Origin of the sequence: Thalassospira sp. MIT121401 (assembly GCF_047125595.1) — a bacterium.
Classification (GTDB): Bacteria; Pseudomonadota; Alphaproteobacteria; order Rhodospirillales; family Thalassospiraceae; genus Thalassospira; species Thalassospira povalilytica.
In genome coordinates this window covers 3,692,237-3,715,716 of record NZ_CP138926.1, presented here as the reverse complement: position 1 = coordinate 3,715,716, position 23,480 = coordinate 3,692,237, and the positions used below count along the sequence as shown (strand labels likewise).

General features: G+C 55.6%; 17 protein-coding genes. 6 read left to right on the top strand and 11 right to left on the bottom strand.

What is annotated here, in order from left to right:
* Window positions 1-3 precede the first annotated feature (3 nt).
* Together SIB88_RS17160 and SIB88_RS17155 are read right to left on the bottom strand one after the other, a co-directional pair.
* A complete protein-coding gene (locus SIB88_RS17160) occupies window positions 4-1,527 on the bottom strand; it encodes a hypothetical protein (RefSeq protein WP_412558646.1) in 1,524 nt (507 codons plus the stop codon).
* A 551-nt stretch (window positions 1,528-2,078) separates the two neighbouring features.
* Entirely contained in the window at window positions 2,079-2,762 is a 684-nt protein-coding gene (locus SIB88_RS17155) for a DUF5610 domain-containing protein (RefSeq protein WP_206927943.1), read from the bottom strand.
* Window positions 2,763-3,214: 452 nt separating this feature from the next.
* On the opposite strand from SIB88_RS17155, the gene SIB88_RS17150 reads away from it, so the two are divergent.
* Both SIB88_RS17150 and SIB88_RS17145 read left to right on the top strand, forming a co-directional pair.
* The gene (locus SIB88_RS17150) at window positions 3,215-6,217 is read left to right on the top strand and encodes a leucine--tRNA ligase (protein ID WP_412558645.1); all 3,003 of its coding nucleotides are present in this window, start codon (window positions 3,215-3,217) and stop codon (window positions 6,215-6,217) included.
* Window positions 6,218-6,351: 134 nt separating this feature from the next.
* Window positions 6,352-7,641: a nucleotide sugar dehydrogenase gene (locus tag SIB88_RS17145; protein WP_287465686.1), complete on the top strand. Its 1,290-nt coding sequence runs from the start codon at window positions 6,352-6,354 to the stop codon at window positions 7,639-7,641.
* A gap of 8 nt (window positions 7,642-7,649) precedes the next feature.
* Here the strand turns inward: SIB88_RS17145 and SIB88_RS17140 are convergent, their stop codons facing one another.
* The 8 genes from SIB88_RS17140 to SIB88_RS17105 are packed head-to-tail and all read right to left on the bottom strand — an operon-like array spanning window position 7,650 to window position 15,677.
* Window positions 7,650-8,024 carry an MmcQ/YjbR family DNA-binding protein gene (locus SIB88_RS17140; RefSeq protein WP_250284512.1) on the bottom strand — a complete coding sequence of 125 codons (375 nt, stop codon included), beginning with the start codon at window positions 8,022-8,024 and terminating at the stop codon, window positions 7,650-7,652.
* The gene (locus SIB88_RS17135; RefSeq protein ID WP_412558644.1) at window positions 8,021-9,184 is read right to left on the bottom strand and encodes a glycosyltransferase family 4 protein; all 1,164 of its coding nucleotides are present in this window, start codon (window positions 9,182-9,184) and stop codon (window positions 8,021-8,023) included. Before SIB88_RS17135 ends, SIB88_RS17140 begins: the two co-directional genes overlap by 4 nt.
* Window positions 9,181-9,930, bottom strand: a complete 750-nt coding sequence (locus tag SIB88_RS17130) for a glycosyltransferase family 2 protein (RefSeq protein ID WP_412558643.1) — start codon at window positions 9,928-9,930, stop codon at window positions 9,181-9,183. Before SIB88_RS17130 ends, SIB88_RS17135 begins: the two co-directional genes overlap by 4 nt.
* The gene (locus tag SIB88_RS17125) at window positions 9,923-11,437 is read right to left on the bottom strand and encodes a hypothetical protein (protein WP_412558642.1); all 1,515 of its coding nucleotides are present in this window, start codon (window positions 11,435-11,437) and stop codon (window positions 9,923-9,925) included. The genes SIB88_RS17130 and SIB88_RS17125 overlap by 8 nt, the downstream gene beginning before the upstream one ends.
* Entirely contained in the window at window positions 11,422-12,165 is a 744-nt protein-coding gene (locus SIB88_RS17120) for a hypothetical protein (RefSeq protein WP_412558641.1), read from the bottom strand. The genes SIB88_RS17125 and SIB88_RS17120 overlap by 16 nt, the downstream gene beginning before the upstream one ends.
* Complete coding sequence (locus SIB88_RS17115) at window positions 12,162-13,349, bottom strand: hypothetical protein (protein WP_412558640.1); 1,188 nt, start codon at window positions 13,347-13,349, stop codon at window positions 12,162-12,164. Before SIB88_RS17115 ends, SIB88_RS17120 begins: the two co-directional genes overlap by 4 nt.
* On the bottom strand, window positions 13,342-14,553 hold the full coding sequence (locus SIB88_RS17110; RefSeq protein ID WP_412558639.1) for a glycosyltransferase family 4 protein: 1,212 nt from the start codon (window positions 14,551-14,553) through the stop codon (window positions 13,342-13,344). The genes SIB88_RS17115 and SIB88_RS17110 overlap by 8 nt, the downstream gene beginning before the upstream one ends.
* Complete coding sequence (locus SIB88_RS17105; protein WP_412558638.1) at window positions 14,544-15,677, bottom strand: glycosyltransferase family 4 protein; 1,134 nt, start codon at window positions 15,675-15,677, stop codon at window positions 14,544-14,546. Before SIB88_RS17105 ends, SIB88_RS17110 begins: the two co-directional genes overlap by 10 nt.
* A gap of 168 nt (window positions 15,678-15,845) precedes the next feature.
* Here SIB88_RS17105 and SIB88_RS17100 point away from each other — a divergent pair, with 168 nt between their 5' ends.
* Both SIB88_RS17100 and SIB88_RS17095 read left to right on the top strand, forming a co-directional pair.
* A complete protein-coding gene (locus SIB88_RS17100) occupies window positions 15,846-17,363 on the top strand; it encodes a WecB/TagA/CpsF family glycosyltransferase (protein WP_412558637.1) in 1,518 nt (505 codons plus the stop codon).
* A complete protein-coding gene (locus SIB88_RS17095) occupies window positions 17,360-19,486 on the top strand; it encodes a GumC family protein (protein ID WP_412558636.1) in 2,127 nt (708 codons plus the stop codon). The genes SIB88_RS17100 and SIB88_RS17095 overlap by 4 nt, the downstream gene beginning before the upstream one ends.
* Before the next feature lie 270 nt (window positions 19,487-19,756).
* On the opposite strand, the gene SIB88_RS17090 is transcribed toward SIB88_RS17095, so the two are convergent.
* Window positions 19,757-21,133 (bottom strand): O-antigen ligase family protein, encoded by a 1,377-nt coding sequence (locus tag SIB88_RS17090; protein ID WP_412558635.1) that lies wholly within the window; start codon window positions 21,131-21,133, stop codon window positions 19,757-19,759.
* Window positions 21,134-21,269: 136 nt separating this feature from the next.
* Between SIB88_RS17090 and SIB88_RS17085 the strand changes: the two genes are divergently transcribed.
* Together SIB88_RS17085 and SIB88_RS17080 are read left to right on the top strand one after the other, a co-directional pair.
* Window positions 21,270-22,424, top strand: coding sequence for an O-antigen ligase family protein (locus SIB88_RS17085; protein WP_412558634.1), 1,155 nt, complete (start codon window positions 21,270-21,272; stop codon window positions 22,422-22,424).
* A complete protein-coding gene (locus tag SIB88_RS17080; protein ID WP_412558633.1) occupies window positions 22,399-23,478 on the top strand; it encodes a hypothetical protein in 1,080 nt (359 codons plus the stop codon). The genes SIB88_RS17085 and SIB88_RS17080 overlap by 26 nt, the downstream gene beginning before the upstream one ends.
* Window positions 23,479-23,480: the final 2 nt, after the last annotated feature.

Sequence of the window (23,480 nt, the reverse complement as noted above, 5' to 3'; positions counted from 1 at the left end):
CGTTTACGCTCGCGACGGTGCTCTTGAGGCGACATTAACCAGTTCGCGAAGTTTTTCAGTTAACGGCGCGTAGTCTTGCACAAACTGATTGGAGAGAGAGGTAAGATGACTGCCCATCGCCTCAATGGTTTGTTTGATCTCTTCTTGCATCTGGTGGTCAAAGGTACTGAATGATTCTTTGATGACTCCATTCGTCTCTGACATGTTTGTGACCACACTTTCTTGCAGTGAAGTGATGGTCTTGCGCATTTCTCCAGTTTGCTCTGTGATTGCCCGTGAAAGTTCTTCTGAGAGTTGGGTTCCGATTTTCTCCACAGTGCTGTGTAGTGCTTGGGCAGATTGATCGAGTGCAGAGGGAAGGGCGGTCATTTGAGTTTGAAGATTTTCAAGTGCTTCTTCGTATTTTTCTGTTGTTTGTTTGAAAGCGCTTTCTGATGTTTCGATTGCGCGGGTGATGGTTTCTGTCTGGCGCGACAGTGTCGAGGCGGTAGTTTCAGCAGCCTCCGTTACTGCATTACTGAAGTCGACGGTTAGTTTTGAAACTGTATTCTCGATCTGCGGCAAGGCCTCAACTGCTTGGTTGCGAATTTCAGCAAAGGAAGACAGGTGATCTTCAAGTTGGTTTAGCTGGGTTGCAGTAAGGCCGATCACTTCCTTCAGATTATCCATTGAGTTCGGAATTTCTTCGGCAGATTCCCGGATGGCGACAAGAGACGTTTCCGATTTCGAAATGGCTTCCTGTGACAGTTCAATTTGGGAGATCAAGTCGCTCATTTGTCGCTTGTGCTCATCTTGCCAGGCGAGCAAATTGCCGACTGCCTCATTGAGGTGTTTGAAGTTTTCGCCAAATTGTTCCGTGATCTTGTCGTTAAAGTCGCGAATGACGTTATTTAGGGCCTCGATCAGTTTCTCGGAACCGTCCTCGGCTACCTTCTCTGCAAATGCCTTAAACTCCGCCGCCAGTGTTTCAAAACCGGCATTGATGGATTTCACCTGATCGCTGCTTGTATCTTGAACGGATGTTCTCAGTTTTTGTAGCTGTGTGATCAACGAGCTGTCTGCATCGCCGACAATAACGGATTTAAGTTCATTAAGGTTGCCGTCAATCTTGGAGTTGCCCGTCTTCGTTTCGGTAAGAAGATCATGCAATACCGCGATAAATGCAGCCGCAGAAACGTCAGAGGGCGCTGTCTTTCTGAACTCAACGGTTTGGGATAGTTTTAGAACAACAGCCAGAAACATCCCCAAAATGCTTGTGGAGAAGGCAATCTTCATTCCAGAGAGTAGAGCAGGAACGCTTTCGTCAATGTTTTGGACGTCAAACTGAACCAAGCCGATGTAAATGCCGGTGAAAGTGCCGATCACACCAATTGTGGTCAGCGCGTTTGGTGCGTAGCGCGCAAATCCCTGAAGTCGCTCAATTTTGAAGGCCCCTGATACAAATGCGATTACAAAAATCGCAAGCATTATAAGGATGAACTTGAACGACACAGGATCGTCGATTGGCGCAAGAACATAAGAGAGCATGTTGTTCCCTCAATTCGGTTTATCAGTAGTTCAGATTTCATACATAAACCGACCTTCTAAGATTGAAAATAGCTCCGTTGCTGCTCGTAAGGGTAGGTGTTTGTTGCGTTTAGTATATCGGGTTTAGTCATTCATCGCGGAGCAATGGATTGAGGTGCTTACACCCTATTATGCATGGCTTTTAGATGAGGCCTATCAATGTCGGGATGTGGCAGCAGTGAAATTTGCCAGGCCCAGTGATATTTGGCGCCAGAGTCTTCAGTTCCATTTGCGCTCTCACTGTTTCTCGGCATAGCCGCTCATATTCAGTAGGATCTGCTTGGTCAGAGGGCTGGCGTTCGACCAAACGGAAGTCCTGGGCCTGTCTAACCTTGAGGGGATAGCCGAAGCCGGGATGCGCGAGGAATTGGGGGGCTGCTCTATGACATCCGGAAAATTGTTGAAGTCTTACGACCCATCAACTTGTGGAATCTGTTCCGTATTATCTGAAAAATAAAACCGGCGAAACATGTCGCCGGTTTTGTTCTTTTAAGATGTCTTATAGAGAGATGTTAGCCAGTGGTGCCGTAGCGCGGGGTGTTGCGCTGGGCGTTGGTGCCGGCTTCGGCGTAGGCCTGGCTTGCCTGTGCGGTCTGGGTGATCTGCGATTGCAGGACCTGTTCATCGCGTTCAGGCGTTATGGATTCGGCGGCTTCTTCTGACGCGCTTGAGTTATAAAGCTCGGTCAGGCGCTGCTCGATCGATTTGAGGCCTTCATTCAGGCGTTCTTCGGTCTCGGTGATGTTGCCGTTGATTTCTTCGTTAAGGGCACCAAGGCCCTCAAGGAATTCGCGGGCGTCATCAAGACCCTTCTGGATGCCTTCGCTGGCCTTGTCGAAAATCTCGCGGGCTTCGGCTTCTGAATCGGCGTTTGATGCGATCAGGTCGCCAACCCGGGCAAGAATGCGGTCAGCCACGGCCTCGGGGGTGTATTCGCCCGGATCGACATTGCCGATTGAAATGCCGGTCGAAGACAGGCTTTCGTTAATCGCAGAGACGATCTGATCCGTGGTCAGGCGGTTGGCCGAACCGGATGACAGGGAAACCGACGTTGCCGCAGCAAAGGCCGAGGTTCCGTTATTGCCGGTTTTTTCAGAATCACTCTGACCGGGAACAAAGGATTGGGCCGAGCGCACGGAGTTTCCGGACTGGGCACCCGATTGCTGGGACGTGAGGCCGCCAATGGTGATATCCATAATCGTCCTCCCTGGACGAAGTCTTTTGAGAGCTGTGCTGGCAATCAGCACTTTTGCCAGACAGAAAATGCACAATTTTTCATGCGCGATCAGCTGTCTGGCGAATTTCGCCCCCTAATATGGCATGGTATGGGTGAAAAATCCAGTCCTGACACACAAGTCGGGGTTGATGGGGACGCGAGGGAGCTGTGCAGATTGTCATGGCTGTTGCGCGAAAATCGTCTGTATTTCCGCTGATTTCAGTCGATCTGATGTTGCACAGTGATCAAAGCGCGCTTATGAACACTGCTGAGGGCGTAAACTTGTTCACATGACGGTCGCGCAAACGGATCGGCATGATGTGAAAGAGTTTGGCACCCAATATTATTTTAAAACCCGGTTTGGGATGGCGGGCGCGATGTGAAGCGGTGCCCGGGCCACCGACGGGTGTGACAGGCAGGAGTTGAGAGAGCGTGGCGAACTATCAGGAAAGTGCGCGGGAATTTGAAAAGCGCTGGCAGGAATATTGGCGGGAAAACGATACCTATCGTACCCCCAATCCCGGAGATGCCGACTTTGATGCTTCGAAAAAGAAAAGCGTCATCCTTGATATGTTCCCCTATCCAAGCGGGGTTGGCCTGCATATCGGTCATCCGCTGGGTTATATCGCGACCGATGTAAAGGCGCGGTTCGAGCGCATGCGCGGTCACAATGTTCTGCATTCCATGGGCTTTGATGCCTTTGGCCTGCCGGCAGAACAGTTCGCCATCCAGACCGGTCAGCATCCGCGCATCACGACCGAAGCCAATATCGAAAATATGCTGCGTCAGCTTCAGGTGATTGGCCTTGGCCATGATCCGCATCGCCGGTTCGCCACCACCGATGTGGATTATTACAAATGGACGCAGTGGATTTTCCTTCAGCTTTTCAACAGCTTCTATGACCCGACTGTCGAATGGAAAGGCCCGCAGGGTCAGACCATCACCGGCCGCGCCCGCCCGATTGCCGAGCTGCGCCCGCTTCTGGAAAGTGGTGAGTGGCTTCTTGACGAAGATGGCGTGCCGCAGCCGAAATCCGTGATCGGCGAAGGTGTGAAGGCCGAAGGCAAGGAGATCGACCGGGCGATTGATCGCGGGCGTCTGGCCTATGTCGATGAAGTTCCGGTCAACTGGTGCCCGATGCTGGGCACGGTTCTGTCGAACGAGGAAGTCACCAACGAAGGCAAGTCCGAACGTGGTGATTACCCGGTTTACAAACGTCCGCTGAAACAGTGGATGTTGCGCATTACCGATTATGCCGATCGTCTGGTGGCGGACCTTGAAGGGCTTGATTGGCCCAATGGCGTGGTCGAGATGCAGAAGGGCTGGATTGGTCGTTCTGTTGGCGCGCGGGTCAATTTCCCGGTCAAGACCGTTGATGGTTCGGACGAGAAAATCGCCGTTTACACCACCCGTCCGGATACGATTTTTGGTGCGACCTATATGGTTTTGGCACCGGAACATCCGCTGGTGGACAAGCTGTGTGCCGAGGATAAAAAGGGCGATGTTGCTGCCTATCGTGCGCAGGCTTCCGAGCTTAAGGCCGTTTCGGCCAAGGATGATGCCGAACGTGAAAAGACCGGTGTGTTTATCGGCGCATATGCGACCAACCCGGTGACGGGTGAAGAAATTCCGGTCTGGATTGCCGATTATGTCCTGATGGGCTATGGCACCGGGGCGATCATGGCGGTTCCGGCCGGCGATCAGCGCGACTTTGAATTTGCCCATAAATTCGGTCTGCCGATCAAGGCAACCACCAAGCCGTCCGAGAGCTGGCTTAAGGATAATGCACCGGCCGATGCGGGTGATCTTGACGGGGCTGCGTTGGCGGCGCTTTATGAAGCAAATCCGGGCAGCTTCAAAACAGCCCAGACCGAAATTGGCGAGACGATCAATTCCGCCAATGACGAGGTTTCGATCAACGGTCTTTCGACCCCCGATGCCAAGGCCAAAATCATCGAATGGATGGAAGCCAAGGGCATTGGGCGCGGTCGCGTGCAGTATAAACTGCGTGACTGGCTGTTTTCGCGCCAGCGTTATTGGGGCGAGCCGTTCCCGGTTCTGTTTGATAAGGAAACCGATCAGGTTCACGGCATTGCCGAGGCAGCGCTTCCGGTCGTTCTGCCGGAAATGACCGATTTCAAACCGCAATCGAACGAAGACCCGAATTCCGAGCCGGAGCCGCCATTGGCACGTGCCAAGGAATGGATGGAAGTCACCGGTATTGTCCTTGGCGATGGTTCGGTTCTTCCGGTTGATGCGGCTGTGGGTTCAACATACGCCCATGACGGTGCGGAATATGAAGTGCGTGCGTTCAAACGCGACGCCAACTCCATGCCGAACTGGGCGGGGTCGTGCTGGTATTATCTGCGCTATTTCGATGCCAAGAACGATGCGAAATTCGCGTCAGACGATGCGGCAGCCTATTGGGCGAACAGCACCGACAAGGATGGCAAGGCACTTCCGGGGGCGGTTGACCTTTATGTCGGCGGGGCGGAGCACGCAGTACTTCACCTGCTGTATTCGCGTTTCTGGCACAAGGTTCTGTTTGATCTTGGCTATGTCGCAACGCCCGAGCCGTTCCAGAAGCTGTTTAACCAGGGCATGATCACGGCTGATGCCTATACCGATGCGCGCGGTGTTTATGTCGACATTCATGATGTCGAAATGCGCGATGTCGATGGCAAGAAAGTCCCGTTCAATGCCAAGACGGACGAGCAGCTGACGACCGTGCCGGGCAAGATGGGCAAACGGTATAAAAACGGCATCCCGCCCGAGGAAATCTGCGACCAGTACACCATCGATACGTTCAGAACGTACGAGATGTATATGGGCCCGCTTGACAGTTCCAAGCCGTGGCAGTCCGATGCGATTGTCGGCATGATGCGGTTCCTGTCCAATGTCTGGAAAGTTACCACCCAGATGGAACGCACTGACAGCGTTGACGGCAAGATCGAAACGCTTGTGCATAAGACCATTGCCAAGGTGACCGGCGATATTGCCGATCTTCGTCTGAATACGGCGATTGCCGCCTTGATCGAACTGACCAATGCGCTGACCAAGCAGAATGCGGTTCACGATGACCATGCCAAGGCTTTGGCCTTGATGGTTGCACCGTTTGCGCCGCATCTGGGCGAGGAACTGATGAGCCGGATGGCTTCGGATGAATTCGGTGCCAGGAAATCGGTGATCAAGTTCGACTGGCCGGAATTCGATGCCGAAAAGGCCAAGGATGACGAGTTCGAAGTCCCGGTTCAGGTCAATGGCAAGAAACGCGGTTCTGTCATGGTGGCCGCCGATGCCGATCAGGCGACGGTCGAAGCCCTTGCCAAGGCGGACCCGAATGTTGCGCGCCATCTTGAAGGCATGCAGATCGTCAAGGTGATCTATGTCGCCAAGCCGACACCGAAACTGGTCAATATTGTCGTGAAGGGGTAAGTCCCGTTCACGCAGCGATTTCAAGGCAGGGCATCAGAAATTCTGATGCCCTGTTGCTTTTTGATCTCGATTATTGACGGTTGAGATGAGGCTGGCTAGAAGTCAGTTCAGCATATCTTAGTAAGGGTTGAGTAATGAGCCACGGGCGCAAGATTTCTGTTATCGGTTTGGGCTATGTCGGGTTGCCGGTTGCGGTTGCATTCGGAACGTCGATCGGGCGCACTGTTGCCTTTGATATCAACAAGGCCCGTATTGCCCAGCTCAAGGCCGGACATGATGCGACGGGCGAAGTCGATGATCACGAACTGGCAGCAGCCGACCTGTTGTTAAGTGACAATCCCGAAGATCTGCGTCAGGCCGATTTCCATATCGTCACCGTGCCGACCCCGATTGATGGGTCGAACCGCCCGGATCTTTCGCCGTTGCGTTCGGCATCGAAAACCGTTGGTGCCATCCTGAAAAAGGGTGACATCGTGGTCTATGAAAGCACGGTTTATCCCGGGGCGACCGAAGAAGAATGCGTTCCGATCCTGGAACAGCTTTCGGGCCTTACGGCCGGGACCGATTTCACGGTCGGCTATTCCCCCGAACGCATCAACCCGGGTGATCGCGAACATCGTTTCACCACCATTACCAAGGTCGTATCGGGTCAGGATCAGGCGACCCTTGATATTGTCGCCGAGGTTTATGGCAGTGTCGTCACCGCAGGCATTCACAAGGCGCCGACCATCAAGGCCGCCGAAGCCGCCAAGGTGATTGAAAACACCCAGCGCGACCTCAATATCGCGCTGATGAACGAGCTGTCGCTGATCTTTGACCGGGCGGGCATTGATACCCGTGATGTGCTCGAAGCAGCCGGCACCAAGTGGAACTTCCTGAAATTTACCCCGGGTCTGGTTGGCGGTCACTGCATCGGTGTCGATCCCTATTACCTGACCCACAAGTCAGAAGAGCTGGGCTATTACCCGCAGGTGGTTCTGGCCGGTCGTCGCGTGAATGACGGCATGGGCGAAGTTGTCGCCAACAAGGTGATCCGGGCCTTGCTGCGTGAAGGGGCGACCAAGAACCCGACCGTGACCGTGCTTGGCCTGACCTTCAAGGAAGATGTTCCTGATATCCGCAATACCCGCGTGATTGACATCATCCGTTCGCTTGAAGATGCCGGGATCAATGTTCAGGTCCACGATGTTCATGCCGATGCCGAGGAAGTCACCCACGAATTTGACGGTTTGAAACTGTGTGGTGATGATGATCTGAAACCGGCAGATGCGCTTGTCCTTGCAGTGTCGCACAAGGAATATGTCACCAAGGGCTGGCCGCTTGTTTCGGGGCTTCTGAAAGACGGCAAGGGCTTTGTCGCCGATGTGCGTGCGGTTCTGCCGCGTGACGCTGTTCCGGCGGGTATTGATCTCTGGCGTCTGTAAGCCCGGCCTTAATCAGCGTCATCCTGATAAAGATCAAGCTCGCGCTGCATTTTCTTCGTCAAACCCTTGGCGACAATGCGGTGCGAGCTTTTTATATGATCGCAAAGATCAGCATCGCCAAGACCCGGTGCATCATGATGCTGGATCCATTTCATGCCCCTTGATGCCAGATAGGGGGCAGGGCGCAGCCCCGGCATTTCTTTAAGCACCTCATAGCCGATTTCAGATGTCTTGAAGGTGATGCCAAGGGTTTCGTTTCGGGTCCATCCGGCAATGGCAAAGACCTTGCCGCCAACCTTCCAGACATCGGCACCACCCCATTGCACAACATGCGTGGTGTGGGGCAGTGATTTGCAAAAGGCATTGAATTCTTCGCGGGTCATTTTCGGTCATCCGGATTGGGGTTCCCGGCATTCTGATGGGTGGTGCCGGTGATGGGAAGTGTGTTTTGCAAAACATCCATAACCGTCATCTGGATTTGATCGGCAAACCGCGCGCGGTGAAAGCGGTTCTGGCACAGCGTCCAGGCATTTCGACGGATCGTGTCGGTGCGGGCGGGATCACGGGTCACGTCGATGATAGCACGGGCAAGCAGATCGGGATCGCCTGGCGGGCATAGCCAGCCGGTATGACCCGGGATGACAAATTCCGGCAATGTGGCGATATCGCTGGTAATTACGGGAATGCCCGCTGCCATCGCCTCAATCACGACAAGCGGCTGGGCTTCGTTGGCATAATTGGTTGGCAACACAAACAGATCGCAGTTTTGATAAAGGGCCGTGCGCGCATTCTGGGCAATCGGACCGACATAATTTGAAAATGTTCTGATGCCACAGGATGCCAAAAGGGTGTCGAGTTCAGCCGTGGTCATATCACCCGGTGCCCCGGCAATGGTCAGGTTAAAGGAAACACCACGTTTACCGAGCAGCGCACACGCCGCGATCAGGATTTCAATCCCCTTGGCGCGAAACAGATTGGACAGCCATAAAATGCGCACAGGCGATGCCGGATACCAATCAGGGCCGGGCGGCCCGGCAAAGGCATCATCATCCAGGCAATTGGCAATGATAACGGAAGTGCAATCCAGACCGGCAATTTCAGAACGCAGCGTTTCACCAAGCAAAATGGCGGTCTGGCCCGAAAAGACCCGTTTTTGAAACCATGCTGATCCCGCGGTTTGGCGCATGGCGCAAAGACCACGGCCATGCAGATGGATGATGGCGGGAACGCCAAACAATCTGGCCAGCAAGACATAAAGGCAATCACGGTAATAGGCCCCGCCCGTCGGGGCAAAGCAGATATAAAGGGCATCCCGACCGGGAAGGACAAAAACAAGCCGGATGGCAAGCCAAAGCGCACGCAGGATTTTTCCTGCAGTTGGTCGGGCGATGTCTGAAAGCTTGTTGGCAAAGCGCATTTCGATGACATGCGTGTCGAACTTTTCCGACAGCGCATCAATCGCATGCCGGTTCATTTTGGCTGCCCCGTGCATGGGCGGGGGCAATTGAACCATGGCAACAAGCCGGTTGCGTTTTGTCATCATCCGGTCCCCCGCACAAAGCCAAATTTTGTACGCATCATGGCCAGTATCATCCAGTGTGAAAACCCGACATCGGCCCGATAACGGTCCAGAACAGTTTGCAAGGTCGCCCGATAGATATCAGACGGGATCGCGGCATAAAAACGTTCGGCGGGATCAAGGTTGCGGGTAATGAATGGGGTGTCGAGCTGCCAAAACGACGCGCCAACCCGGCAGGCCGCGCGCAAATAGAAATCAAGATCGATACAGCACGGAAGGTTTGTGTCATAGCCGCCCGCACCCACCCAGATATCGCGGTGAAACGCCAGGGATGAGTGATGGAACGGATTGCTGACAAAAAGGCGGGACGGGGCAATTTTCCGTGATCCTTTACAACGGATGATTGGCCGGTCCGATTGCGCCGGGGTGAATGACAGCGCGTCCGGTCGGGCGGCAAGAAAGTCCGCCTGTGCGTCGAGACGACCGGGAAGTGACAGGTCATCAATGTCCTGAATGGCAATCAGGCCGGTTTTGCAATTGCTGATGGCCAGATTCAAGGCCGCCCCGCGCCCAATCCGTTTGGCTGTGATCAGCTTTATCCGGGGATCTGAACGAAGGATTTCTGGCAAGACAAGCGGCGGATTTGATCCATCATCAAGCAGAATGGCGCGATCTTGCGTGCGCAGTGTTTGAACAAGGTTGCGGGCAAATCCGTCGATAAAACGCGATCCGTTATAGATGGTTGTGATGACCGTGACCGGATCAGTCATTTTGCCCGTTCTCCCACCCGATGATAAGGGTTGCCTTGTTTGTCTTCGGGGCCGTGATGCGCTGGGCCGGGCCCGCAACCGTGATCGCGTCCTTGTCATCAACCATGATCGGGTGATCGCACGTCAAACGAATGCCGGTGTGTGCGATGGACAGTTCGGTATCGGAAACGCGGGTCAGCTTTGCATCCGCGCTGGCAAGAACGCGCAGCAAGTCGGGTTTTGGTGAAAGACGTTCATCGCAGCTGTCTGTAATCCGGATTTCGGCATCGTCAAAATCAATGATCCGCTGGCCTGTTGTTTCCGCCAATTGAAAGGTTACAACAACCCGCCGGTCCGATTGGCACGTGGCACTGATAAAACGTGCAACCGTGCCATCCCGGGTCGTCGGAAGCGGTATGGTTGCCGGGACATACAGGCTTGGCTGATCCTGTTCACCGCCGGTTGGCGGGAACAGGATCATCGCACTGCTCCCCTTTCCCGATACAATGACAGGTGAGGGCGTCACATCAAAAACCCGGGCGCCAGAAAGAAGCATCTGTGCGTCATAATGTGCCGATGTGGTGGTAAACAGCATCCGGGATTGGTGTGGATGATGGGGCGGCTTGTTTTGCGGCGTTTCTTGTGAAAGTCCGGCTGCCTGCAACAGCCAGTAACCGCCAAAAGCCAGATAATCGTCATGACGGTTATAACCATACCATCCCGGTGTTAAACGGTTGGTCGGACCGGGATTTTCGGGAACAGCGCACGGTGCAAGAAGATTGAGCGGCAAGGTCGCGGCATTTAGCATGGCACCTTCGATGCGATAAAGAACCGCATCAGCCGCATCATGAAAACCGTATTTCAACAGAACATAAAACGCACAGACCGCCCCGAAGCTTTGCCCCGCACCGCGACCAGCTAAATTCGCATATCCGTGGTTTTGGCATAAGATGGCAATCAGATGCGTTGCCTTGCGTGCCAGTGCCTGATCGGTCCGGTTGGGGCTTTGCGACAGCAGGGCCGCGCAAAAGGCATGATATTGCGCGGAAAAGCATCCGGGTCGATCAAGAAACAGATCGGATCGCCAATAACGCATGCGAATAAAGCAGCGATGCAAGGAAGCAAACAGCCGGCTGAATGCGCCCGACGTTTTTGCCTGACGGTTGCGCAATTGCAGGATCTGCCAGTTTGCAACATCGGGATTTTGATTGCGAGAATTTTTCAGGATGGCGCGACGGGCGGTTGCCGACATGCCTGGCATTGAAAGCAAGGCATGTTCGATGAATTCACGGTGATAGGTTTTGTCGGGAATTTCGCGTTGAAGGGCGATTTGTGCACGGGTTATCTGACGATGATACTGATCGCGATCAAGCCCGGACCAAAGCGCGCAGGCAAAGGCCTTGCCGTAAAAATCGGGAAGCACGAAATCGCCATCAGGTTTTTGACGGCGAACCAATTCATCGGCAATGATTTTTGCCAGTCTGAGACAGCGGTCGGTCATCCCGGCATGGGTCAGTGGAAGTAACATGTGACCTCCATCCCGAGTGTCTGACCAGCTTTGAGCCGGTTAAGCGGTACGGCCTGAATTTCCGGGCAATGTCGGCCCCGACGTTCGCGAAGTCGCCATAAAAATCGCCGAACCGGTCCAATCCCCCAAAGTCGTTTGGCAACCCAATCCGGGGCGGAAAGGGTAAAGAACCGGTTGGCCCAGCGCAGCCAGACCTGATCAACCGGGCCGGAGGGCAGCAGGCGGGCATGAATGATCCAGTGATCATCGCGATCACGCAGATAAAGATACGGATCAAACCGCCCCGCGCCATCAGATCGTGTAAGGGTAAGGACTGCCCGATGGTTGACATGGCTGACCAGTTCGGCCTGCCTGACAGGGTAAAGACGGTATTTGTCGCTATTGGTATGTTTAAACGATTGATCGGCAATTATGCCGTGATCAATACCGGTTTTGGCAAAGACAAACCGGATCACCGCATCCTGAAGCATGATGTCATCGAGCGCAGTGAAACTTGCCGACACGGCAAGGCATCGGGGGGGCATAAGATGCGTTTTCAGATCAATCTTTAACCGCCCGCCCGACAGATGCCAGATATTGCCGGTGTTATGGGCATTACGCGGGGTATCGGTCAGGGTGACAAAGGAATGCCGATCCGAACATTCAATGCCCCAATCGGCAAACGAGATATCGCCAAATTGGCCATCCATAACCCGGTTATCGGTAATCGTGACGTCGAGTTTGCTCATGTGCGCACATCCTTGCGCATCAGCCAGGCCTGGCAGCCCGCCAGTATGACGCCCAACACGCCGAGCCTGATCTGGGCAATGATCATAAGGTTTGCCAACAAGCCCGGTGTTTTCATTGGTTCGGAAAGCAGCGGAAGCGTTACAAACAACAAGATCAGAAGAAACCACCCCAGCCAGATCACCCGACCGCTTTCCTGCAAGACAAGGCATTGGCGAATGATGATGGCCAAAAGAAGCGGCCAGAACGCGCCGGTGCGCAGGATTGCGACAAGAAGCGTGTCCGGTGCTGCATAGATCAGATGTGCGATCAGGTCGGGGAAAAACAGCAGCAACATGGTGACAGATGCCATCGGCACAAACAGCCAGAATTCCCGTATCAGCCCTTCCTGGCGTTTGGCAAACAGGGTGGCCGCAATCGCAGTTATCAAACCGGCACAGAACAGAAAAACACGTTGCGCAAGGAACAGCGCGTGCGATCCATCCCCCAACAACACAAAATCAAGATTGGGCAGGAAACCGGCCAGAAGCGTAAAGCCGATCAGACCGCATGTCTGTTTGATATCAGGTGCGGGCGCGACCAAACGCGTTTGCGGTTTGCTGCGCAAGCGCGCAGCAAAGCAGATTGATGCAATAAAGGCCGCGACCGAGATCGCCGGTGCGATGGTAAACAAAATGAAATTGTTGTTCGTTGCGACGGCCAAAAATGCAGCCCCGATACCGGCAAGCTGGGCGATCACGGCAATCTGCCCAAGACGGGAAAACGCGGTCCGTCCGGTAATGATCCAGTCGGGCGACAGGGCCGCGGCAATCGGCATGATCACGAACGGCCAGTGGATTGGAAGGTCAAATTCCGGCCGGGTCACAAGCAGCGCAATCGCGGCAAAGGAAACCAAAAGCCGGAAAGTGACAACGAGAATAGCGGCGGTGTGCGCCCCGGTCTGAACCAGCCGGATCAAAAGCGGGCCGGTGCCCGCCTGTGTCGCGGTAACGGCAAGTCCAGTCATTGCCAGTATCGCAAAATACCCGCCAAGGATGTCTGGCGCAAAACCATGCCCGATCAGCAAAAGAATGATCATGCCGCCCAGTCTGGCGATCAGGTTCGCCCCGACCATCCATAACGGAAACAGATTGGCCGTTATTGCCGGGATGATTTTATCAATGACTTTAACGCTGGCTTTATCCATGGCGTGACAACACGGCTTCATAGGCCAGGTCAACCCGATTGCCATAGCCGGTGACAAGGTCGCGGCTGATCTGATCCCGGGCAGTGTGCGACAGGTTTTTGCGCATGGCCGGATTTTCAATCAGGGCCGACAGGGCGGTTGTCATTGCATCGGCATCGCGTGGCGCAATAATCAGGCCGCTTATGTGATTGATTACCGGGCTTCCGGCATCAAAGGTGGTGACAATGGCGCACCCGGCTGCCATGGCCTCCATCACGGCAAGGCTGCTGCCTTCTGACAGGCTGGGAAACACAAAGATGTCAGAGCCGAGCATCCGGTCGGCGACCACGGATCGGGGTTGGGGACCAAGCCACTCACAGCCGTCTGGCAGGTTGGCCAAAAGCGGTCTGGCACAAGGTTGCGCAGGCCCGATCAGGGTCAGGCGGACACGCAGGCGATATTTGGCCCGAAGGGTCGACCAGGCGCGCAGAAGATGCGCAATTCCCTTGGCGAGTGACAGATTGCCAACATAAAGCAGCCGGATAACCGTCCCGGTGCGGGCCGGGCGGGCGCGGTGGACCAGTTCCTGGCATTGCGGGGATATGAAGGGCACCAGATAAATCTTGTCCGGATTGATGCCACATGTTTGCAGACCGTATGCGACCGCATCGGATGGTGCCAGAACCGCATCGGCAAACTGTGCTTCACGGGTTCTGCGACGGGCAAGGAATGCGGAAATTTCGCGATATGTCAGGCCATGTGACTGATATTCCGCGGCAAGTTGGCGATACCGGACCGGGGCCAGTTGGCCGGTAATATCGGCAATGGTCACCATACCGCGTGCCTTGGCACGGCGCATGGCAGGAAGGCTGTAATTGCCCTGACCGTGGAAAATATCGGCCTTGGGATTGTGAAGCGATGCCAGAACCGACAACGGAATGTCGGAATAAAGGTTGGCAGCCGGCAGGCGCGATTTTCGGGCGACCTGCCCCATAAGATCGGGCATCAAATGCCGACCGGGAACTTGTGCAAGGACGGGGTCGGTCGCGCGCGATGGCGGGGTTGGAAAGCCATGCCCGTCATGTCGCCAGAAACTGTCCCAGCGGATCAGGCGGTTCTGGCGGGCAAGGTAACCTGCCAGAATTGCCGACTGATCAACCCGGCTGACCATCCACACAGATGGGCCGGTTTTGGACGATGTCGGAACCGGGTGGATCAATTCCATTGGCAATGACCCCGGTTCCTGGCGATGCCGTGACAAACGGCCTGCCACAGGGTTTCGGCATGATGTCGGGCGGTGTTGGCGGTAATCCGGCTTGCCTGTCTTTGCCGGGTTTGACGCCAAAGATCAGGATTGCGCAGAAGGTTTGAACAAGCCGATACCCATGCCGAAGGCGCGTTCGCCAAAAGGGTGTCATCGGGGTCGAGTATATCGAGGGCACACCCGACAGCATCACTGGCAAGTGCGACCGCGCCACATGCAATCGCCTCAACCACGCCAAGGCCATAGGCATCATTGTGGCTTGGAAACAGGCAAAGCCTGGCCGCGCCAAGATGTGCGGGAAGCTGTGCCGGGGGAAGCTGACCCCATGTTTGGGTAATGTCGGCAAGACCTGTACGGCGAAGGCGATCCTTGATCTGCGCGGTATCGGTGCATCCGACAATGCCGATCTTATGCACAATGTTTGATCGCACCAGTGTCGCGGCAATTTCAAGGAAGGTGTCGAAGCCCTTGCGACGGGTTGTCCGACCACACCACACAAGATCAAAGGGGCGTTCAAAAAAGCCGCGATTGGAAAGGGTGACCGGGATTGCATCATTGCCAAAGGACACGGGTATCGGCGAGACAAGGATATCTTCGGCTTTGGCGCCGTGGGTGGCAAACCAGTCTTTGCTGCGTGTGCTGGCAGCAATATGGCCATCAGCCGTGCGGACCATCTGGCGGCGGATGTAACGACGTACCGGATTGTCATAAAGGGCGTCCGATGCGGACCATCCGTCAAACTGGACAATGACGGGAATGCCAGATTGTGCGGCCAGATTTCGTGCCCGCCATTGCGCCATGCCAAATCCGGCAAGGATCAGGATATCGGGCCTTGTTTGCCGGATGGCCTTTGTGACGCCAACCGGAAAAGTGAGATTGCGATTTTCACCGAGATATATATTCAAACCGGCAAGATTGATCTGCGCAAAGGGGGGCGTGCGGTCGGGCCAGTTGCGTTGCGGTTCGGTGCGGTTGGTGCAGATAACGGTCAGGCCGCCACCGGCGTTTCGGGCGTGGTGATGCAGGGCGCTGTAACTGTCAAACCGGTACGGCGCAACAATGTTGGTCAGCAACGCTATTTTCACCAGAAGCTCATACGTGGATGCTGTTATTGCTGTTTAATCAATCATAAGTTACCTTTTCCATCAACGATACAAAAGTGCAGCCATGGGCATAAGTATCTATGGATGCTGAAAAAAATGTGATCTGGTTGGATTTCCGGGCAGTTGGTTCTGGACTGGCGGGGACGATGAATGCGACAGGGGAAAGCTGCGATTTTCGGGTTGCGTCTTGATCTCAGGCAGCGCGAAAAACTATGCGCAGATATCTGTAATTGGCTGGCATCTCGTGACCGGTATGCCAATGGTCCCTGTTTTCGACAGCAATCCCTGAATGCATTGAAATTGCCACAGGCACGCGGTGACGCCCGGTTGTTCCGGGCATTGGCAAATGCCGACAGCCTGAATGCCGATGGCATGGGCATTGTCTGGACCGCGCGGTTTTTGGGCATCAAGGTGCCCGAACGGGTGACCGGCATTGACGTCATGACCGCATTGTTGCCCCGGTTTGAAAAACAGGGGGTGCGGGTTTTCCTGCTTGGCGCGCGATCCGGTGTTGTGCGCGAACTTCGGGCGCGCTTGATGCATCGTTATCCCGATCTTCAGATCGCCGGCATTCATCACGGATTTGATCCCGATGATGCCAAACTGGCCGCGATTGTCCGGCAAAGTGGGGCGGATGCGGTCTTTGTTGCCCTGCCATCGCCGCGCAAGGAAATCTTTGTTGACCGGTTCGGTGAACAGACCGGGTGCGGCTTTATCATGGGGGTTGGCGGGGCATTTGATGTTCTGTCGGGCCAAATAAGGCGGGCGCCGGTTGTCATGCAAAAGGCCGGGTTGGAGTTTTTGTGGCGCATTGCCTGTCAGCCCCGATACATGTTGCCACGATACGGGCGCGGGCTTTGGGCGTTTGCGCGGCTGGTGATGCCGAAAATCATTGCCCATCGCGTGGGGCACATGCCCGGTTGGGTCAGGCTGGCGGCAATGATCACACTGGCAACACCGGTGATCCTGTTTGCGCGTGATGCCGGTTCCCAAGTCGTCACACCCGCCCCCGATGTATCCCCCGCCGTGCCCACCGATGCGCCCCCCGGGATTGAAACCCCGGAAATGCGCACGCAGATCGCACAAAAGATCAGCGCCCTTACCACCCCGCAAGACGTCCGGGACGTGATTGATCGGCTGCTTGATCTGGCACTGTTTGGCGAGACGGCGGAAATGACCGATCAGACCGATGCCCGTCAGATCGATAACCGTCAGATCGATTGGCAGAGTGCGGATGCAACGATTTCGGCGGTGCTTAAAATGATGGAGGTGATCCTGAGTGTAGCGGGGGGAAACAGCTTTTTGGTCGAGGCGGTTTTTGGCGGCGTGTTAAAGCAGCTTTTTGGTCTGCATCCTGAACCAAGCCGCCTGACCCGCATGATTGAAAATGATGTGCCGACCCTTGCATCACGCTTTTTCGGTGACGGGGCCGTTCGGTTTGCACCGGGAGATGACAGCTTTGATGATGATATTGCAGTTGTTGAAACAGGGATAAGCACCCCGTCATCGGGCATAACCGTTCTGCCCGCCCAAGTTCGACAGGCGGTTTCCTATGACGTGATTTACCGCGTTGTGCAGACGGGCGGGCAGGCCAGCCCGGTCTGGCAGGATCTGGTAGACGAGCTTGGCGATGTGACATTTCAGCAGGAGGATGTCAGTCCAAGATGACGGGCCCATCATTTGAACAGTTTGACCCGTCCTTGCGTGAACTGGTTGCGATCTTGTGGCGGCGACGTGGCGTCGCAATTCTTGCCTTTGTCATTGTGCTGGTGGCGCTGCTTGGCGTTATTGCCAACTGGCAACCGGGATATCGTGCGACGGCGGAAGTCGGCCTGATTCCGGTTGTCACGGCATCTGGCGATCGCGCCAGTGACGGCGCAGCTCCCCGAACCGGTGAATTGACCGCCCAGCAAATCGAAACCGTGATTGCCGAAATGCGCAGCGAGGAAACCCTGGCGACTGCCCTGGCGGTCCTGCGTGGTGCGGGCATCGGTTTCGATCCGGTTGGTGTCGAAAACAGTTTGGCAAATGATCCTGCGCCCCGAACAGGGACATCTGAAACGGATGCAATCAACTGGCTGCGTGCCCGGTTCGGGGCCGAACGGATCGGTCATTCCGCCGTGATTGAGGCAAGCTTTGTCGCAACGGATGCGACCGTCAGTCAGGCCGCCCTTCAGGCAATTGTCGAAAGCTATGTCTGGCAGCGTGAAGATCGCCAGAAACACGTCATTCGATCCCGTCTTGAGGATGCGGACAATCAGCTTGCCACCGCCAGAGGAGACCTTTTTGCCCGTGAAGGTGATTTGCTGGCCTGGCAACAACAGGCCGGGATGCTTGATCAGGAAGAAGGCGCATTGATGCTTGAGCGGATCTATGCGCTTGACGAGCAGGCCGAAAAAATCGGTCAGGAGGTTGCAACCCTTGAACTTGCGGCCCGTCGCCGGGCAATGGCAAACGGGCTTGACGATCTTTTGGCCATTCCCGATATCGCCGGGCATCCGATGGTCGCACAGCTTTCGCAACGCTATGAAACCGAACGTCAGGAGTTTGACAGACTTGATCAGCGTTACGGACCCAAACACCCGATAATGCAAGGCCGCCAGAAGGTGCTTGATGATCTTTATGCGCAACTGGTGGATGCGGCGATGACGGTATCGGGGCAGATGGGGGATGCACTTGCCAGTGCGCGGGAAAGGCTTCGTCTGATCACCGGGCAACGTGATCTTTGGCAAAGCCGATTGAATGACCGCCACGCCCGCACACAAGGTCAGGGGCAATTGCAGCGTGCGGTGGCACTGGCGCGTGACAATGTCGATCAACTTTCCCGGCACGTTCAGACATCGCGCCGTGAACTGGCATCCTTTCGCGGCGATTTGGAAATTCTGCAATCACCGACCCTTCCGGTGTCGGCGGAATTTCCGGCCAAACGCGATCTGATGGCGCTGGCCATCATGGTGGCATTGTTTGCCGCGGTGATTGCCGCTTTGTTGCGGCACTATTTCGATCAAACCATTGCCGATGATTTCGAACCGCAAGATGTTTTGGGCGTGCCGCTTTATGCGCGCATCCCCGCCCGCAACCTGACGGATGGCAGGGGGCTTGCGACGGATGGCGGGGGTGATGAAGCAATCGGCCATCTGGCGGTTTTGATGCGCATCGTTGATCAGAACCGAAAACCGCCGCCAACCGGATCAACCGCGCAGATCATCGCCATCGGATCGGCACAAACCGGCGAAGGCAAAAGCCACATCGCCCACGCACTTGCATCACGCTTTGCCGGGCTTGGTCACAAAACCCTGCTGATTGATGGTGACCTTCATGATCCGACCGGCGCGGAAAATACCAACCGCGTCTTTGCCGATCTGGTCGCCCTTCTTTCCGGCGAGACAGATGTGACCGGATTTAAAGACGGCGCCGCCAAGGCCGACGGGCAAACCGGGCAATATTGGCATCTGGGGGCAAGGATGGCGGTGCCCGGATCCATCGCGACCGCACTGATTGAGCGACGTCTGGGACCGCTTGTCGATCAATTGCGTGATCAGTTTGATTACATCATCCTTGATACGCCGCCGATCCTGTCGGTTGCGGACGGGCTGGTTGCCATGGGGCTTGCCGATGTCAGGCTGTTTGTTTTGCGACACGGATCAAGCAAAAAGCGCGACGCCAAAGACGCGCTTGATCGTCTTGCCACGGCGGGGATTGTTGCCAGCGGCATTGTCTTGAATGGCGGTCCGGCACGACCGGCCTATGGACGGGCCGATATGCCCCAAACGATGGGCGATCGGGCATGATGCGGACGGTTGTGATGGCCGGGGCACTGGCCGTGATCCTTTATGCCGGCTGGCAACTGGCGACAGAAGCGGCGGCATTTCGCAAACTTGATGACCCGCAAGCCGGATTTGCCAATGCAAACGGATTTGAAGCCGCCCTTCGCAGCGAGGCATTGCACAAGGCACTGGCGACGGGGGACCCGAAATTCCTTGATCAAACCATCACCGATCAGCGCAGTCATGCCCCGTTCGATCCGTTTTTGATGGCGGTTTCCGCCCTGTCGGGGATGGTTAGGGATGACCATGATCTGCAACGGCGTGCGGCCCTGTTTGACCGGGCCTTGTTGCTTGCCCCGCATGACCGGCGGATAAGGAAGATGCGCGATGCCGGACAATTGATGCTTCAAACCCGGCCTCCAGAATGGCGACAATCGGCAAAATCAGGGCCGGAAGGCCGATGACCCAGTCAAATATCGTGCTTGTCAGAAACAGGCTGATCACGGCTATCATAAGCCCCCGAAATGGCTGGTTCCATGTGGCGCGCATGATCAAGGCTGCACTGAAAATCACGGCAATTGCCAGTGCCAAAACGACCGGCACCCCAAAGATAATTGCACCATCAAGCCACAGGTTATGCGTACTGAACCAGTTGGCATCTTTATTGAGTTCCGGGGTCGCAAAATGACCCATGACAAGGGCAATGCTGTCTGGTCCGAAGCCGGTGAATGGTCGATCGGAAATGGCCCGAAGGGCCGTCGCCCAGGCATCATCGCGCTGGATCAGGTCAAAGCGCGTCAGATCATGAAACCGCGATACCAGTTCAGGCACACTAACCGACGTGACAAGCCCGATGCCGATCACACAGAAACCGGCAAAAAGCAGCTTTCCCCAATGCCGCGCGTGCGTCGATCTGCCCGGATGCCGGGCAAAGCCGATCATGAAAAAGGTCACGATCAGAACCACGACAAATGCCAGGCGCGAATGGCTTTGGGTCAGGGCTGCGACAAACAGGATGGCAAGTGCAAGATAGCCGCCCGACTGATCAAGGCGTCGTCCAATCGGCACATGATGACGGGCACCAGCATCAGCGCCAGCATGAGGGTAATTGGTATGGGGGGCCACAAACAGATAGATGCTGGCGATATATCCGATCCCCATCAATCCGCCAAACGCACTGCGATTGGCAAGGCTTCCGGTCCAGTCCCCGATATGGGCGGTCTTGGCAAACCAGAATGTTGTCTGTGCGTCAAAAGCCGCATTGCCAAGCGCCAGCACCATCTGAAGGGTGCAAGCAATGATGATGGCATGCAAAATTGGCAAAAGCCCGCCATTGGGGGCCTTTTGCGCGATCAGGGATATCAGGGTGACGGTCGTGCAAAGCCAGATGATATCAAAGGTGTGATTGATCCAGGCCGCGGGGTACAGGGCAACAAAGGGAACATCAAACGGAAAGGCTTGATCCGGCCAGACCGGGGATGCCTGTATGATCATCCAGATGACGATAATGGCGGCAAACAGCCAGACACCGATCACGTAGCGGGGCAGGGATATGGTGCGCATTCGTCCGCACATGGCGATCAACCCGACCCCGGTCAGGATGGTGAGAACCGAAATTGCCCAAGGCCGAGCCCCGCCCAGCATCACGGGGGCAAGAATGATTTCCGCCATCAGACAAAACTGCGCCAGTCGCACCATCGACCTGTGCCAATCTGCTTTAAAATGAAGGAGATGACCCTAGCCCAATTTGATCGGCCTGTCGCCAGCCAAACCGGCAATCCTGACCACAAGCAGCGTGGGGATAGCCATGAACGGAAATAGGACGACGGCATCATTTGTCAAACCGGGAATTGCCAAACCACACCTTGGCAAACCACACTTTGGCAAAACCGATCGGCATTCCGGTCAGAATGCCCGGCGTCGATTGCCGATATGGGTGGTGATTGCGGGCAACGGGGTGATGGCAACATCATTCTGGTTGCTTGGGGCCGGGGGGATGTTGGCCAAGCTGGTTTTGCTGGTCTTTTGGGTGCTGATGGTGGCGGGTTCGCTCCGCACGATCCGGCTTGGTCCCGGTTTGCTGACCGGTTTGCTGATCCTTGCCGGGTTGACCAGCCTGATCATGTTCGGGAATGGCACAGGTGGCGGAGGTGATGAAAAGATCCGCCTGATCGGCAATCTGATGATGGTGCCGGTCGGGCTTGTGGCCGGGGCGGTGATCGGGCGCGATTGTTTGCGCATCCTGATGCCCGCCATGCTGTTTTACCTGATCCTTTCAAGTTCGTTTTATCTGACCCATGAAGGGACGCGGCTTAATCATGCCTTTTTGTTTCTGGGGTTTTTTGCCCTTTGTTCTGTTTGCAAATTCGGCCATCGGCGCTGGTTGATGATGGCGACTGCGGGTGCGGTCTTTCTGTCCCAAACCCGGATTGCCGTGATTGCGATGCTGATCAATGCCGTCGGCATGATCCGGTTTTCACGGGCGATGACGTGGATTGCGGGATTGATCCTTGTCGGCATTGTGGCCGGGGGTGTGATGGCGTATCTGCCCCGTCTTGTGATGACCCATGACAGCGGACGACTGGCATTCTGGAAGATGTTTGCCGAAATCTGGCGTGACGGATCGGACGGCCAAAGGTGGCTTGGCTTCGGGGCCGGGTCGGTGGAAGAAATCCTGTCTCAGACCGCATCGTTCGGATCATTTGGCGCACTTCACAACGATCATTTCCGTATTCTGTTTGAAACCGGGATTGTCGGCGCGCTGCTGTGGGGGACGGGATGGGCTGTCGTGATTTCGATGGTGCGCCAGACGCGATTGGCGGTTTGCATTTTGCTGTCGGTTTTTGTCACCATGATTACGGACAACAGTCTGAATTACGGGCATTATCTGATCTGTTGTGCGATTGCGGCCGGGATCAGCGCGCAAGAAGGAAAGAATGGTGAACCGGTCCGAAATGATTGATATCCGCGATCGGGTTTTGGCCAGAATGGCGCAAGACGATTTTGCCGGTGCTGATCCGTTTGACGGGCTTGAAAGCCGCCTGTTTGCGGCAAGCGGGCTTGGCCGGTTTCGGGCATGCCGACTGATCTGGCTTCAGACGATCAAGCGCGGACCACGCTTTTTGCGCCTGTTGGCCGATATTGCCCCGATGATCAATCCCAAGACACTGGCATTGCTGAACGGGGCAGGCGACGGCATCAGGCTTGGTGATTTTTCGAACCGGTTGCGTTCCATGCAACAAGCCGATGGCGGGTGGGCTTATCCATTTGAATGGCAGGCGCGCGCCTTTCACGCCAAGCGACATCAAAGCAACGCAATCGTTACAAGCTTTGTCATGGACAGCATCTGCAAGGGCGGCGTCACCCCCGATGACCCCGCCCTGATCCGGGCGGCAGATTTCATCGAACGGGATCTTTGGCGGGCTGGGTATTTCGCCTATTTCGCCCATGATGATACCGAAATCCATAATGCCAGCCTGTGGGCGGCCTTTGCCCTGAACCGCATCAGGCCGGGAAATGCGAAATCGGAATGCGCGTTGCGCCGGGTTGTCGATGCCCAAGGAGCTGACGGCAGTTGGGTCTATGGCACGCGCGGCCATCATGGTTTTGTTGACGGGTTTCACACCGGCTATGTGCTTGATCTTTTGGACCGGTTCCGCGCGGCGGGTGTGGATGGCCTTGATGATGCGATTGCACGTGGACGGGCATTTTATCGCAAAGCCTGTTTTGACGATGCTGGCATCCCGCGCAGCTATGCCGGTCGGGGCGGAAATCTTGATGCCCATGCGGTCGCACAGGCAATGGCAAGCCTGTGCCGGTTTGGCGATCTTGGTGGGGCAATCCATGTGGCAGAATGGGCGGTGCAGACCCTTTATGATCGCAAACGCGATGTGTTTTATGCCGGGATTGGGCGATTGGGGCGCGATAGGCGCGTTTATATGCGCTGGACACAGGCCTGGATGGTCTGGGGGCTGTCAATCGTGATAGAAGCAATGAAACCCACGCAGCAAGAATGACC